The organism is Phormidesmis sp. 146-33 (assembly GCF_052939515.1).
On the sequence record NZ_JBJPHU010000004.1, the window covers coordinates 51,227 to 65,322 of the forward strand.

The 14,096-nt window shown below is 47.7% G+C and carries 19 protein-coding genes; 9 read left to right on the forward strand and 10 right to left on the reverse strand.

Going from position 1 to position 14,096, the window contains the following annotated elements:
• Positions 1-118: 118 nt before the first annotated feature.
• Positions 119-877 carry a peptidylprolyl isomerase gene (locus ACJ2PR_RS02900; RefSeq protein WP_446875841.1) on the reverse strand — a complete coding sequence of 253 codons (759 nt, stop codon included), beginning with the start codon at positions 875-877 and terminating at the stop codon, positions 119-121.
• Between the two features lie 352 nt (positions 878-1,229).
• On the opposite strand from ACJ2PR_RS02900, the gene ACJ2PR_RS02905 reads away from it, so the two are divergent.
• The 3 genes from ACJ2PR_RS02905 to ACJ2PR_RS02915 all read left to right on the forward strand — a co-directional run bounded on the left by ACJ2PR_RS02905 (position 1,230) and on the right by ACJ2PR_RS02915 (position 3,514).
• Entirely contained in the window at positions 1,230-1,865 is a 636-nt protein-coding gene (locus ACJ2PR_RS02905) for a peroxiredoxin (protein ID WP_446866901.1), read from the forward strand.
• Between the two features lie 183 nt (positions 1,866-2,048).
• Positions 2,049-2,585 carry a hypothetical protein gene (locus ACJ2PR_RS02910; RefSeq protein ID WP_446875843.1) on the forward strand — a complete coding sequence of 179 codons (537 nt, stop codon included), beginning with the start codon at positions 2,049-2,051 and terminating at the stop codon, positions 2,583-2,585.
• A 335-nt stretch (positions 2,586-2,920) separates the two neighbouring features.
• Positions 2,921-3,514, forward strand: a complete 594-nt coding sequence (locus tag ACJ2PR_RS02915; RefSeq protein ID WP_446875844.1) for a hypothetical protein — start codon at positions 2,921-2,923, stop codon at positions 3,512-3,514.
• Here ACJ2PR_RS02915 and ACJ2PR_RS02920 read toward each other — a convergent pair.
• Positions 3,511-3,783 (reverse strand): hypothetical protein, encoded by a 273-nt coding sequence (locus tag ACJ2PR_RS02920; protein ID WP_446875845.1) that lies wholly within the window; start codon positions 3,781-3,783, stop codon positions 3,511-3,513. The two genes, ACJ2PR_RS02915 and ACJ2PR_RS02920, sit on opposite strands and share 4 nt — an antisense overlap.
• 232 nt (positions 3,784-4,015) lie before the next feature.
• Here ACJ2PR_RS02920 and ACJ2PR_RS02925 point away from each other — a divergent pair, with 232 nt between their 5' ends.
• Positions 4,016-4,996, forward strand: coding sequence for a cysteine synthase A (locus ACJ2PR_RS02925; protein ID WP_446866898.1), 981 nt, complete (start codon positions 4,016-4,018; stop codon positions 4,994-4,996).
• The gene (locus ACJ2PR_RS02930; RefSeq protein WP_446875846.1) at positions 4,993-5,400 is read left to right on the forward strand and encodes a (2Fe-2S) ferredoxin domain-containing protein; all 408 of its coding nucleotides are present in this window, start codon (positions 4,993-4,995) and stop codon (positions 5,398-5,400) included. Before ACJ2PR_RS02925 ends, ACJ2PR_RS02930 begins: the two co-directional genes overlap by 4 nt.
• 22 nt (positions 5,401-5,422) lie before the next feature.
• Here the strand turns inward: ACJ2PR_RS02930 and ACJ2PR_RS02935 are convergent, their stop codons facing one another.
• The 5 genes from ACJ2PR_RS02935 to ACJ2PR_RS02955 all read right to left on the reverse strand — a co-directional run bounded on the left by ACJ2PR_RS02935 (position 5,423) and on the right by ACJ2PR_RS02955 (position 9,164).
• Positions 5,423-5,827: a hypothetical protein gene (locus tag ACJ2PR_RS02935; protein ID WP_446875847.1), complete on the reverse strand. Its 405-nt coding sequence runs from the start codon at positions 5,825-5,827 to the stop codon at positions 5,423-5,425.
• 484 nt (positions 5,828-6,311) lie between these two features.
• Positions 6,312-8,204, reverse strand: a complete 1,893-nt coding sequence (gene dxs / locus ACJ2PR_RS02940; RefSeq protein ID WP_446875848.1) for a 1-deoxy-D-xylulose-5-phosphate synthase — start codon at positions 8,202-8,204, stop codon at positions 6,312-6,314.
• Between the two features lie 284 nt (positions 8,205-8,488).
• Entirely contained in the window at positions 8,489-8,674 is a 186-nt protein-coding gene (locus ACJ2PR_RS02945; RefSeq protein ID WP_446875914.1) for a type II toxin-antitoxin system RelE family toxin, read from the reverse strand.
• A gap of 74 nt (positions 8,675-8,748) precedes the next feature.
• Entirely contained in the window at positions 8,749-8,964 is a 216-nt protein-coding gene (locus ACJ2PR_RS02950; protein ID WP_446875849.1) for a hypothetical protein, read from the reverse strand.
• On the reverse strand, positions 8,946-9,164 hold the full coding sequence (locus ACJ2PR_RS02955; protein WP_446875850.1) for a type II toxin-antitoxin system Phd/YefM family antitoxin: 219 nt from the start codon (positions 9,162-9,164) through the stop codon (positions 8,946-8,948). The genes ACJ2PR_RS02950 and ACJ2PR_RS02955 overlap by 19 nt, the downstream gene beginning before the upstream one ends.
• Before the next feature lie 157 nt (positions 9,165-9,321).
• Here ACJ2PR_RS02955 and ACJ2PR_RS02960 point away from each other — a divergent pair, with 157 nt between their 5' ends.
• From ACJ2PR_RS02960 to ACJ2PR_RS02975, 4 genes are all read left to right on the forward strand, one after another.
• Positions 9,322-9,633 carry a hypothetical protein gene (locus tag ACJ2PR_RS02960; RefSeq protein WP_446866892.1) on the forward strand — a complete coding sequence of 104 codons (312 nt, stop codon included), beginning with the start codon at positions 9,322-9,324 and terminating at the stop codon, positions 9,631-9,633.
• 4 nt (positions 9,634-9,637) lie between these two features.
• Positions 9,638-9,985 (forward strand): type II toxin-antitoxin system PemK/MazF family toxin, encoded by a 348-nt coding sequence (locus tag ACJ2PR_RS02965; RefSeq protein ID WP_446875851.1) that lies wholly within the window; start codon positions 9,638-9,640, stop codon positions 9,983-9,985.
• A gap of 268 nt (positions 9,986-10,253) precedes the next feature.
• Complete coding sequence (locus ACJ2PR_RS02970; protein WP_446875852.1) at positions 10,254-10,547, forward strand: type II toxin-antitoxin system Phd/YefM family antitoxin; 294 nt, start codon at positions 10,254-10,256, stop codon at positions 10,545-10,547.
• 76 nt (positions 10,548-10,623) lie between these two features.
• The gene (locus tag ACJ2PR_RS02975; protein WP_446875853.1) at positions 10,624-10,809 is read left to right on the forward strand and encodes a type II toxin-antitoxin system RelE family toxin; all 186 of its coding nucleotides are present in this window, start codon (positions 10,624-10,626) and stop codon (positions 10,807-10,809) included.
• A gap of 109 nt (positions 10,810-10,918) precedes the next feature.
• Here the strand turns inward: ACJ2PR_RS02975 and ACJ2PR_RS02980 are convergent, their stop codons facing one another.
• From ACJ2PR_RS02980 to ACJ2PR_RS02990, 3 genes are all read right to left on the reverse strand, one after another.
• Entirely contained in the window at positions 10,919-12,970 is a 2,052-nt protein-coding gene (locus ACJ2PR_RS02980) for an NACHT domain-containing protein (RefSeq protein WP_446875854.1), read from the reverse strand.
• Positions 12,971-13,351: a hypothetical protein gene (locus ACJ2PR_RS02985; RefSeq protein WP_446875856.1), complete on the reverse strand. Its 381-nt coding sequence runs from the start codon at positions 13,349-13,351 to the stop codon at positions 12,971-12,973.
• 326 nt (positions 13,352-13,677) lie between these two features.
• Entirely contained in the window at positions 13,678-14,061 is a 384-nt protein-coding gene (locus ACJ2PR_RS02990) for a DUF4346 domain-containing protein (RefSeq protein ID WP_446856282.1), read from the reverse strand.
• Between the last annotated feature and the right edge of the window lie 35 nt (positions 14,062-14,096).

The window sequence follows — 14,096 nt, forward strand, 5'->3', positions numbered from 1 at the left end:
TGAGAATTGGGGTGCTGAATGAAGATTGAGTTTTGAGAGTTAGGTCTGGATTGGGTTCAGAGAATTGAATTCTGAAAGATAACATTCATCTCTTCTCCTCCCTCCGCACTCCTCACCTCTACTCAACTTGAAGCTTGACGGCCATTTTTTGGATTTTTTCTGCCAGCCAGCGCTCAAACAGTTCGTTTTGCAAAACTTGCTTGAGTTGGGCGTTGTCTAAAGTGGCGGGTAACACTTGCTCAACTCTAAACAGGGCCCATCGGTTCTCGATCGCAATTGGCCCCACCAAGTCACCAGGATTAGAAGAATCGATCGCCGCTCGAATATTGTCAGGCATTGTGCCGCGACTGACCGGCCCCATCATGCCATTAGACACGCGATCGTCGGCGATCGAGTGTTCTTGGGCGAGTTGCTCAAAGCTGATGCCTTCTTGAATCTGGATCTTTAGCTCATCGGCTAACTCTTGATTTTCGACAATGATGCGAGAGAGAACGACGCGATCGAGAAACACTTTTCGTTCGATAAAATACTCCTGGAGTTTTGGCTCTGTGATGACACTTTTAAGCTTTTCTGACTTAAAATTTGAGGTAATTTGATTGTGAAATGTAGAATAGTCAGACCCGTTGCGGTTGAGCCACTCTTGAAACACACCAGGGTCAGTCAATTGCTGCTGAATCCGAAAATCAATCACCGCTTGCTCAACTACTGCCGGATTAATTTCTAAATCTTCTCGGTTGGCAAGTTCTTGCTCTAGCACGTATTGCCGCAGGATGTCTCCCAAAAATCCCTGAAGTTTGCCAGAAGTCTGAAGATATTTCAAACATTCTCTCAGGCTTATCGGTTGCTCATCAACGGTGAGAAAGGCTTTGGCATCCATGAATTTTTACTACGCAGTTTCCAAGTCTGATAATATCTTGACCGAGATCTCCGCTTCCTTTATCAGGTTTTTGTGAATCTCTCTGAGAATTAACGTAAACCTCTGTGATTAAACTTGAAAATGGTTGGTTTCGATTCAGCATTTTCAATGAATTCGCACAGGCGTTCAGGCTAGTCTAGCGATTTCTACGGGGACGATCGGCTAAGTTTTGCTTAACAGTTTCATATTTCCCTAGTTCTTGAGTTAAATTACGGAGTCAGGAATTTTGGATAATTGATCTGCACTCCGACCGGAAAACCGGGGTTTTGTGGCATGATCTTTAAGTAACTTGCGATCATTAGGAACATCAGTTATGGCTCTGCGACTAGGGGATACCGTTCCCAATTTCACACAAGACTCTTCTCAAGGTACGATCGACTTCTACGACTGGGCGGGCGATAGCTGGGTGATTCTCTTTTCTCACCCCAAAGACTACACCCCTGTTTGCACGACTGAATTGGGCGTTGTAGCTAATCTCAAACCCGAATTCGACAAGCGAAATGTCAAAGCGATCGCCCTGAGCGTTGATGATGTTGAATCCCACAAAGGCTGGATTGGCGATATCGAAGACACCCAAAGCGCTCAACTCAACTATCCGATTTTGGCTGACCCCGATCGTAAAGTGTCTGACCTCTACGACATGATCCACCCTAACGCTAACAACACGCTGACGGTGCGATCGGTCTTCATCATCGATCCTCAAAAGAAACTGCGCCTCACCTTCACCTACCCTGCTAGCACTGGTCGCAACTTTGCCGAAATTTTGCGCGTGATCGATTCGCTGCAACTAACGGACAATCACAGTGTGGCGACCCCTGCAAACTGGACAGATGGCGGCGACTGCGTAGTGGTGCCTTCGATCCCCACCGAAGAAGCTAGACAAAAGTTCCCTAAAGGAGTTACGGAAGTCAGACCTTATTTGCGGATGACCCCTCAGCCCAACAAGTAGTCTAAAAGTAGACTGAACAGTCTGCAAATCATTTCTGCGATCAAGAAGTAACGATTTGTTTACAGGGTGGCGTTGTCCATCCTGTTTTTGTGTGGCTGTTCTGTAAAGAGTGATTACGTCGATCGTGTTGCTTTTGGGAATTTTAATCAGTCCGCCTATCCAATCTTCTGCAAACTCAGGCTCATGAAAAAATTTCTCGTTTTGCTCTATCTTCTCTCTTTAGGATTCTTAACGACTGCCTGTGGAGCGGGGGTCAAATCTGAAGAATTTAAATCTCAGACGGGTAAATTCTCTGTTACGTCGCCGATCGCTCTCAAAGAGGAAACCAAAACCCTCGATACAATGGCGGGCAAAATCAACCTGCACATGTTCACTGCAACTGAAAAAAACAAAGCCTATTTTGTGGCTTACGCCGACTATCCCGAACAGCTTCTCAAAGTGAGCAATCCTGAAAAGATGCTGGATGGGGCTAGAGATGGGGCAGTCAATAACGTCAATGGCAAACTGGTTGATGAGAAAAAAGTGTCGATCGATGGCTCTCCTGGCCGAGAATTAACGATCGAAGCCAAAGGCAGCAATGGGCAAGATGGCACCGTCAAAGCGCGGGTATTTTTGGTCAAAAATCGCCTTTATCAAGCGATGGTCGTCGCTCCCAAAGAGGAAGTGAATGCAACGGAGATGGATGCGTTTTTACAATCCTTTAAGCTGTCTCAAAAGTAGGATGGTCTTTTGACGGCTCCCCGTCCTGAAGTTCGGGGATTCTTGGATCATCGGGAGTCTTGCGACTTTACCCTCACCAAAATTCACTGCGATGCGCCCCACCGCTGTATCAATAGAGAAAATTCTTGCTGCTCCCTAGGAGCCAAAACTTTCTCAGGCATTACCACCCCTTGCGAGACAGGTTCCTCCGCTCAAGGCGTGAGCCTCTGCCTGTGTTGTGGACTAGCACAAGCATACCAAAGTCGCCCTAAAAGTGCGAGGCTTGTATCCCATTTTCTTGGTCAGTCTTCCTCAAGCTTGTTTTGATCGAAGCGTGATGAAGGATTGAGTTTGGCATGAAGAAAGCGATCGCGACACTCAGCATTTTCTTAGCATTGGTGACCATTCCGGTGGCGATCGCTCGTCAAACCAAGTTGTCTGAATCTCAGCAAGTCGAAAAATTTAAGCAGGTATTTCCGCTCATTCAGCAACAGAAGATTACTGCTTTCAAAGATTTAGATTGGTGCAGAACGTTTGAATATCAAAAGGGACAATTCACCAACAATAATATTCAAAAATGCACTTACGATTTTGATCAAAAGCAAAAGTTTAGAGGTTTTGATCCGCAAGCCCAGAAAGACTTTGATCAGATCACTCGGTCTCTTCAAGATACCCACAAGGGGTTGCTTTCTTCTCCCAAAGTTCAAACCCTGGACGTTGAATTTAATCGAGATACGACCCCTAGCGAGCAACTCGAAGAGATCGCCTCTGCAAGACTGCATGTTTTTGCGGGAGATGTTGAGCCAATTTGCAAGGTGATTTGGAGTTGCAATGTCAAAACTTATGTGTATCAACCAGGTTATCGTCAGTTGCCTGAAGACCTTGGTGGTGAAATCTGGCACGAAAAAATAAACCAGGATTGGTACATCGAATGGCAAGATTGGAACTAAAGCTCGGTTGGATCAACGCCAAGCTGCCGTAGTCGCTTCTTAAGTTGTTCGACTTGCTGTTCTGCTTGTTGTCTTGCCAAAGTTTCTTGTCGTAAAGCTTGAGCAAGTTCGCTGGGAATCGGTAATTTTTCGTGGGTATCTTCTCGGTAGAAGGCGATTAAATGGCCGTCTACTTCTAATCGAAGCTGTAGCGGTTCGCTGCGACCGTCTGTGATGGGTGCGTATTGTTCTTGTTGAGCCGATAGCCTCTTAATCTTTCTTCGATCCATTCACCTTTGGGGTCATCGTGGTTTTCTGTCCGAATAGGAAGAATCGCTAGTGACTTCTATTTTACGATCGCTCGATCGCATCCAACCCACTCCCTGATTCTCAGAACAATTACGACAATCAAATTTATTCATCCCTCATCCCTCCTCGCGAAGCGGAACAAGTTCTCCCTCATCTCTCATCCCTCATCTCTCATCCCTCGTAAAATGAGATAACAAGCAGGAAGCGATCGAAATGGATATCAAACAAGGATTTGTCGGTGCGGTGGGCAATACGCCTCTGATTCGGATTAACAGCTTTAGCGATGAAACAGGCTGCGAAATTTTGGGCAAGGCTGAATTTCTCAATCCGGGCGGCTCTGTGAAGGATCGCGCTGCACTTTACATCATTAAGGATGCTGAGGAAAAAGGCTTGCTCAAACCAGGTGGCACCGTGGTCGAAGGCACAGCGGGCAATACGGGTATCGGACTCACTCACATCTGTAACGCTAGAGGCTACAAATGTCTGATTATCATTCCTGAAACTCAGTCTCAAGAAAAAATTGATCTGCTGCGAACGCTGGGAGCCGAAGTGAGAACTGTTCCCGCAGTGCCCTACAAAGATCCCAACAACTACGTCAAACTGTCCGGCAGAATCGCATCCGAACTGGAGAACGCCATCTGGGCCAATCAGTTTGAAAATCTAGCCAATCGTCGCGCTCACTACGAAACCACGGGGCCAGAAATTTGGGCGCAAACGGGCGGCAAGCTGAATGCCTGGGTGTCTTCAACGGGGACGGGCGGCACTTATGCAGGCGTTTCTACCTTCTTGAAAGAACAAAATCCCGACGTGAAGTGCATTTTGGCTGATCCCTTTGGCAGTGGACTTTATAGCTACGTCAAATCGGGCGAAATCCATCTGGAGGGCAGTTCTGTAACCGAAGGGATTGGCAACAGTCGGATCACTGGAAACATGGAAGGTGCCCCGACGGATGATGCAATGCGAGTAGACGATCGTGAAGCCCTGCGAGTGGTTTATCAGCTTTTGCGAAAAGACGGACTCTATATGGGTGGCTCAACTGGAATCAATGTGGGAGCGGCAGTTGCGCTTGCTAAACAAATGGGGCCGGGGCATACGATCGTAACCCTCTTGTGCGACCGCGGCAGCTTGTATCAATCCAAACTCTTTAATCGAGAGTGGTTAGAGTCCAAAGGCTTGCTGCTGGATGAGTTTTGAAGTCTGCTGAAATCGAGGATTATTCTGGCATTTTGGTCGATCGCCGCTTCCAAGATCTAGGATCAGAGAGTCGCCTCAAGCCTTGCATGACTCCACCCCTCCCTCCGCCCTCCGCCCTCCGCCCTTCTCACCAATCCGTCCGCATCTGTCAGCACAATTCTTGCCGAAAGTCAGGGTCAGCGAAGGTGCTTGCTGCATTTAGGGCAAATCCGGTTGAAGGGGTGGAAGTGGTTAGCTGTGGCTGCTTTGGTCAGTGTGGTAATGGGCCGATGGTGCTGGTGTTGCCAGAGCAGGTTTGGTACAGTCGAGTCCATCCAGATGAGGTGAAAGCGATCGTCGATCGGCATCTCAAAAACGGCATCCCCATTCCAGCTTTGCTCTATCGAAAGTTTCATCCAGCGTGAGAGACTTAGGAAAAGCACCTAATCATTCTTCATAGGCTTTGAGTCGCCATTCTTGCAAAAACAAGGTTGACCAAAGCACAAAACTCAACAGCGATAGACCAGCGATCGCATCCAACCAGATCAAAACATGCATCTTTAATGTCATCGGCATCACGGCTGGAAACAAGTAATGACCGGGACTTGAAAGGCTGGTAATTGAATATATAAGTAAAAAAGCATAGGCTGCCCAGAAGAAGTTTTTTGTATAAAACCAGTAACCTAAAAATCCAATTGGAGTCATTAAAGCAACTGTGAGAACAACGCCGATCGCGGTGAACCATTCGGGGCCAGGATACTGGTTTAGATAAATCGCATTGTCTGAGTAGTGAATAGTTGTAGAGACGACATTAATTATTAGTAGAATTAGCAGCGTCGATCGAGCGTTCATGATTCGACCAGTGAATTGAACTTCTATCTTAGTAAGCTAATCGACTTTCAACTTGCACAAGCTAACTCTGCAACCCTTTTACAATGAAGAAGCGGGCTATCAATCTAAATGTCGATCAGAAGATTTTGAGCTGGGAATCTTATCTGAACGTGAATTCGATGAAATCCTTCGCTGCCGTTACAAATCCGGGCAGCCCCCTAAATCCCCCACGAGTGAGGGACTTTGAACGAAGACTATGATCTAAAAGTCCCCCAGATTGGGGGGTTGGGGGGCAGAAGCGCTGAAGACCGAAGCGAAAAACTCCCATCGAATTCACGTTATCTGAAAGTCCCTCAGAATTGGCAGCTTGGGGGGCAGAAGCTTGACAACGCAGCAAAGAAACTTTGTAGAACTCATACTGAACTTAAACTAAAAAAATGAGTGGCTAGTGATCTTCAATTCAATCACCCACCACTCAGCATTGAGAAAAAATTAAGAAAAACTACTACAAACTAACTGGTGTCGGCTGTTTGCTAAACAGTTTGAGAACTTGGTCGGCCATTTGAGGAGGCGTTAAGTTTAACTCTGCCTTTGACTGCTCTGGAGTCGCATGGTCAACCAGCAGATCAGGAACGCCAATCCGCTTGACAGGCACCGTCATCTCCGCATCCATCAAAGCTTCGACTACCGCAGACCCAAACCCGCCTGGTAGACAACCTTCTTCTAGCGTGACCACTCGCCCAATTTGCTGGGCCAACGGCAAGATCAGATCAGTATCCAACGGTTTGGCAAAACGAGCATTGACGACGGTGGCTTGAATGCCGTGTTCGCTCAAAATCTCGGCAACCTGCATTGAGGGATACACCATCGAACCGTAGCCCAACAGCAACACATCATCCCCGTGACGCAGAATTTCAGCTTTACCGATCGCCAACTCTTCCCAGCCTTCTTCCATTAATGGCACGCCGTATCCGTTGCCTCTGGGATAGCGCATGGCGATCGGGCCGTCGGCGTAGTTGATTCCGGTGACAATCATGCGTTGCAGTTCGGCTTCGTCTTTGGGAGCCATCAGCACCATGTTGGGAATGAGCCGCAAATAGGCAATGTCGTACATCCCCTGGTGAGTCGGGCCGTCTGACCCCACAATTCCTGCACGATCCATGCAGAAGAAGACGGGCAGTTTTTGAATGCAGACATCGTGAATGATTTGATCAAACGCCCGCTGCAAAAAGGTTGAATAAATCGTCGCCACCGGACGCATTCCTTCACAAGCCAGACCCGCCGCCAGTGTGACGGCATGTTGTTCGGCGATGCCCACGTCGATGTATTGTTTTGGGACTCGCTTTTGAAAAATATCTAACCCAGTGCCCGTCGCCATCGCTGCTGTAATGCCAATCACTCTCGGATCGTTTTCAGCAAGCTTGCTCAAGGTTTCGCCAAAGACTTTGGAGTATCCAGGCGGCTTGGGCTTGTTAGAAGGAGCCGCTTTGCCCGTTGTTAGGTTAAAAGGCGTTTGGGCATGGTAGCCGACTTGATCCTGTTCGGCGATCGCGTATCCCTTCCCTTTCACCGTCGCCACATGCACTAAAACAGGGCCAGGATGCTGATGAGCCTCTTTGAAGGTGCTGATCAATTCCTCTAGATTGTGACCATCGATCGGGCCCATGTAGGTGAAGCCCAATTCTTCAAACACGGCTCCGACTTTGGGCACTGCCAGCCGTTTCATGCCTTCTTTGAGGCGCGACAATTCGGGGGAGAAGGGCAGATTTTTCACCTGTTCTTCGAGATTGTCGCTGAGAAACTGCACAGGCGGACTGAGGCGCATTTTGTTGAGATAGCGAGGAATCGCCCCCACATTGGGAGAAATTGACATCTCGTTATCATTCAACACAACGAGCAGATTGGTTTTGGGCAAATGTCCCGCGTGGTTGATGGCTTCGAGGGCCATGCCTCCTGTTAGAGCGCCATCCCCGATCACGGCAACGGTTTTGAACTTCTCCCCTCTAGCATCTCGCGCTAGAGCCATCCCTAACGCCGCAGAAATACTGGTCGAAGCGTGACCCGCGCCAAAGTGGTCAAACTTGCTTTCTCCTCGCTTTAGATAACCTGCAATGCCGTCTTTTTGTCGCAGCGTGTGAAAGTCAGCATATCGCCCAGTGAGGAGCTTGTGGGGATAGGCCTGGTGTCCAACATCCCAGATCACTTTGTCGCGATCGAGATCCAACGTTTGATATAGGGCTAGTGTAAGCTCGACGACACCCAATCCAGGGCCGAGATGGCCCCCGATCGCTGCAACGGTTTGCAGATGTTTTTCACGAATCTGCCGTGCAATTTGCTGAAGCTGATAGATCGACAGACCATGCAACTGGTTTGGGTGGGTCAATTCACTCAGATGCATACCGGGCTTTCCTTAGGATGATGTGATCGGTGATTTTGTCTACCCTTATCACTGTAGACGAAAGGAGGGGACGATCTAGAGTGGTGGTATGCAATTTGCAATAGTTTCTCTGTAAAAGGGATGAGGGATGGTTGGGTTTGAGCTGAGGGAAGGTAGGTTGCCCTGATCTAGTGAAAGCGTTGACCTGAACGATCGCGGATTATCGCTACACAGAGTGTTCTCCGGTGCGTTGGAGAAACCTGCGATCGGTGGCGTAGTTGAGGAGGTAGACACCGAGGAGAAGTTTACAAGTAGATTTCTCTTCGATGCCCAATCTGATGCACCGTAATGATCTCAGTTGTTTCACTGAAAGAATACAAGACTCGGTAATCTCCAACTCTCAGTTTGAAAAGACTGCTCAAATCTCCAGTCAAGGCAGTGGAGCGGATTTCAATGAAGTGATCGCTCACCCAGTCAATCTTGCGAAGAATGCGCTCTTGGTTCTTTTGGCTGAGTTGTTACAGTCCAGACAGCGCTTCAGAAGTCAGTTCGACTGAGTAGACCATTACCAATTTAGTCCAAGCTTTTTGGCAACTTCACTCATTAGAATACCGCATTCTCCTGCTTGGGTACGTTTCAACGATTCGATCAGTTGTTGCTTTACTTCGGGTCGAATTTCTCTTCCTTCGTCTGGATCGTCAAGGAATTCCTCTAAGACTTCTACGACAGTTTCTCGGATCAATGCTTTGAGTTCGTCAGTGGTCAGATCTTTGACTTGCATAGACGTAGACGAGCAGCATTTTCGTGGGATTGGAACAGGTAAACGGTTTCGAGAAGACTTTCTAATTCTGCGGTGGAAATGAGAGAAACACTCTCAGCCCCTTGACGAGTAATTTCGATCGCTTCTCCAGTTGCGATCGCGGCTTCACAGAGTTGTTCGAGGTTTTGACTCGCTTCGATATAGGAGATCTTTTTACCCATGTCGCTTCTCCAATCTGGTATCTCACTGTAGAGCGGAACAAAGGTGGGTCACGATCGCCGTCAGGTTACGCCCATTTCCACAGCCACGCGATGAGAAGAACAAAGTCTATCTCTGGTGAGGTCGTTTACAATAGGTGTAGCGTCATCGCAGAGTTCTATGCTGAACATCCCGATTTCGGATCAGTTATTACCGTTAATTGAGAAACAAGCAGCAATGGCAGGCTTTTCAACGGTTAGTGAATACATTCAGGATTTGATTTTGCGGGAACAGCAACGGATAGAATCCTTAAAAATTGGAGACGCTAGCGATCGCGCGACTGCTGAATTGACAGACCCCATTGAACTGATGCGATTGCCGTTAGAAGAACGTCGGAAAGCGCTGGAAATTCAAGCAGCCATGATGGTTCAACATTACGAGCAGGATGAGGATTGGAGAACGTTTACGGCAGGAGATATCGTTGAGTACTAGGGCAGTGCCTCAACGGAGTGAGGTGTGGCTGGTGAATTTAGATCCGACGATTGGAACTGAAATCCGCAAGATTCGCCCAGCGATCGTGGTGAGTTCAAATAAAATTGGACGGTTGCCGATTAAGTTGGTTGCTCCGGTGACGGACTGGAAAGAAGTGTTCGTCAAAAATGCTTGGCACATTCGATTGGAACCCAATGCAGTTAACGGGTTGGCGAAGTTGTCTGCGGTGGATACTTTACAACTTCGAGGGCTGGATGAGCAGCGATTCTTACGCAGGATAGGGGAGATCGAAGATGAGGTGATGATTTGCATCGCTGCTGCGATCGCGCTTGTGGTGGAGTACCAACCCTAGCCTAGCGAGATCGCAACCACGCGATGAGAAGAACGCGCTGCTTCGCAGATACCGCAAGGGTCGCCACCCCAACGCAGAACCAGAGAACCCAGTTGATTTGGCGCTGTGAGGCTGGGCGAGTTTGTGGTTTAGGCAAGCCGTTCATACCAGTCATCTTGGGGGGAGGGTTGCCAATTGTGGGGATAGAGGAAAGAGCAGGGGCGGTTTGGCGGTCTTCGTAACTCCATAAAGATTCGGGCTATAATCTGGTGCTAGAGAGGCGAAGAAGATGACTAAAGTAGAAGCGACTCAGGCACAGCAAAACTTTCCAGAACTCATGTCTCGTGTCAGAACAGGCAAGGAGAGAATTGTCATTGAGCAACAGGGTCAGGGAATGGTTGCCATGATTAGCTATGAGGACTTTAAGCGGCTGCAAGCGTTGGAAGAAGATGCCAAGGATGTGGCAGAGGTTGAGCGACGACTGGCAGCAAATGAAGAATCCGTTAGTCTGGAAACGGTGATTGAGGGCTACAATCGCTTGCATGATACAGATTTGACGATCGAGCATATTGTGAAGGCCTGACCGCTATGCGCTGCAAGTGACGAAATCGGCTGAGAAAGAACTGTACGATTTGCAGCTCAAACAATTTAGATAAGTCGTGAAGAAGATCTTTTCGTTACAAGCTGAGCCACGACCGCAGGATTGTAAACAACTCAAAGGAAATCCTGGAATTTTTTGGGTGGATCAAGGGGAATATCGAATTCTGTACACGATCGAGAATGACACGGTTGAGGTGTTTCGCGTGGGTAAGCGCAACGATGACGAGGTATACGAGAATTTATAACTCCGCGCTCCCAGAATCGCGCTTATTTCCGCAACCACGCGATGAGAAGGACGCGCTGCTTCGCAGATACCGCAAGGGTCGTCACCCCAACGCAGAACTTTGGTTTATTTCAGTTCTCGTGGCTCATAGCGGCAAAGTGGTCTTGCAGGAGTTTGTGGATGAAGCGGTAGCGTCCGCCGATGCGCTGGAGGAACATGCGTTCTGTGGCGTAGTTGAGGAAGCGGGCATAGTTCCAGGGGATGGCGCGGTTAAGGAAGAGGACGAGGCGGAGAGAGAAGTGTTGAACACAGGCTTTACCAGGAGGGCTGAGTACGAAACATAGCGGATAAGCAACTGCCAGCCAAGGAAGCAACCCATAACCTATAGACTCTGGGTACAAGCGTTTTGAAGCTTCAATGACAAGTAGACCAAGCGATAAAGCAGAACATAGTCCTGCCTCTCCAATCGCTGAAGCTATTGCAGTCGCTCTCTGAATTCCTTCATTTGGACGAATTCTGTTGTCTAAATCTAGATGAAAACTTACTCCAGCTTTTACCCAACAAGTTGACAAAATCACTACATTTAGCAATAAAGAAGGCAGCTTAAATAATACAGAAAGTAGTACAGAAAGTACTTCAAAAATAGGAACAGATAAAGACGCTAAAGATTGCTTCTTCGGAATGCTGTTACATCCAGTCAACAGATATAAATGGATACGGGCTTTCAAAACCTCTATCTCAGCTTTCAAAACCTCTATCTCAGCTTTCAAAACCTCTAGACTCTGGGTTATACCAATTCTTGCTCGTTTCCAAGACCAATTTACTGTCTCAAATACGTTTATTTTCTCAAATACTTCTACTTTCGAGTCGAACCCACCCGTACAAAATAAATATATTATTCCGCCAGAAAAAAGTAGCGCACTAAACAGTAGTGCATAAATCATCCAGCTACTTCTTTCAACCTGTTTTCCAGTAAAAACCAAGAAGTACAAGGATAACAAAGAGGATAAATAAATAAACCCAGTTATGTGCAGAGGATTCAAGAAAAGATAGAGCCATCTTTGAGTTCGAGTTCGTAGCCATGTAGTCTGCATTTTTTCAATCAAAAACTCTGTCTGAGATTCTCGCTCAAGCTGCTGTGCTAGAGTCATTAACCATTGACAAGTTTGCTTTGAAGTTGGTTCTTTCTTCACACCGTACATTCGGCTATTAATCGTTCGATGCAACATCCGCTCAAGATACGCATCTAGCAAAAACTTAATCCGTTCCTGCGTATATCGCAATTCCTGCCATTGTGCTGCAAGCTCCGATCGATAAGCCACTAACGTAATACTCAATAGCAACGGCTGACGCACCAGATCCAGCAGTTCAGCATCCTGACTCAACACATCCAACAGCGCTAAGCGATCGACCTTCTCCAAATAGCTCTCAATTTGCTCATCACTCAATTCCTCCAAATAAATCGCGCCATTGAGATGCAGCTTCTCAGGATAAAGCTCATACTCCTCACGCCGACTGCACACAACGATCGCTCTCGGTTGCTCCCCTCCACCCAACCATTGATTAATTGCCTTCACACAAGCAGGCTGAAGATCTGCTCTTACTTCATCCAACCCATCCAACAACGGCAACAGCTTTTGTTCTGCAAACCATTTCGCGCTCAGCTCTGAGCCGACTCCTTTCGTGATCAATTCAGCGATCGCCCACTCTTTGATACTTTGCTTCGGATCTTTCCAAGACGACAAGTTGAGCAAAAACGGCATGGGTTCGCTCGGATCGTCTAACGCTTTTCGGACTAACGCTCTGGCAAGCTCCAGTAAAGTTGTCGTTTTCCCTGCTCCCGGTTTTCCCAAGATCAACAGCTTGCCTGCGATTTCGGGTCGATCGAAGACTTCTAAAATCTCCGTCTCAGGCAAAATCGTTTCGGTAATCTGTCCGCTTTTGACCTCCATATCCCACAGCCGATGCACCTGTTCTGGTTGCGCCTGCTTGTCCAGATTGATCAAGATTTGATTGTGCAGCGAAGTCTTTAATCGACCTTCAACTTCTCTTTCAAATGCTTTCAGCCAAGTCATTTCTCGATCGGGACGTTTCCTCGATCGAGAATCTCGAATGTTTACGTCTCCATGAACATTCTCAAAATTAAACTGGTCGTCTCCCTCGTTGTGATACCGCCGTGTCATCTACGAACCACCAATTTTAGGATCGCCAGTAATGTTCTCAATGTTGATCTGATCGCGTCCTTGATTGATGTTCTGTCGCTCCGCTTTTTGCACATTCGTAATCTGTTTGGCAAGCTGTTGCAGCGTTTGAGCAAAAGCAACGTCCTCCATCTCATCGTCCAAATAGACCGAAAGTTTGTTTAAGGCTTCCGGCGATCGCTCCCCCTCAATTTTCTTGATCGCACTTTCCGCCTTCTGATTTCCTGCAAATCGCTTTTTAATCGCCGATCGCAACTGCTCGATCGCGCCTCCGACCGCTTTCTTTGCGATCTCTCCCGCCCCAGATTTGACAAACTCATCGAAAGCCAGTTTTGCGATGATGGCCCCAGTGAAAGTTTCCATAGGTCACAGATAGTTAATTACACTCCCGTTGTAACTAATTATTCCTGTCCTGTCTGCGAACTTCCGTAATATTGCAGAATTAATTGCAGTATTAGGCAATGTGCAACTTTCTGATCAACGTCCTCCTTTTGAAGAGGGATCTCTAGACTTTACCCAAAGAGAGCCGAGCCGTCTGGACAGGGGCGCAACAGGGCGTGGCGGTGAGGCGATCGGGGGAAAGCCTACGAGCAGCAACGCTACGCCATCACCCGTTAGACGCAAAAGGCGGACGCGCTGCAAGAGTGCTCAACACCGCAGTGAAGAAACTTCATCGAACTTATGGCTGTCTAATCTTGAACATAGTCCTGTCCGTTGAGCATTGCAATCTCGGCTCGGACAAATTCTCGACCCAAATAAGCCGCATGATCGAGTCGAGTCACCAGACAGTCAGGCTTTTCAAAGAGTTCAATACAGAGTTCTTTAGCCGTTCTGCCCTTAAAAATGGTGGTGGCTTGACGCTCAACTTTTCCAGTACAAGGGAGCGGTTCCCCCGTTTCAGGATCGCAAGCCAACCCTTTGTTGTTAATGAAATTGGTGTAGTGTTTGGCGCAGATTAATTGAGCCTCTCGATCGACGTAAATAATAAAATATCCGTTTTCGTCGAGTTGGATAAACCGTTGAGAAAGCTTGTCGTCTAAAGCCGTGGTGTCGGCAGTTGCTGAGTTTATCATTGACCGATTGAAACCGTAATTCTGGTGTTCTTCCT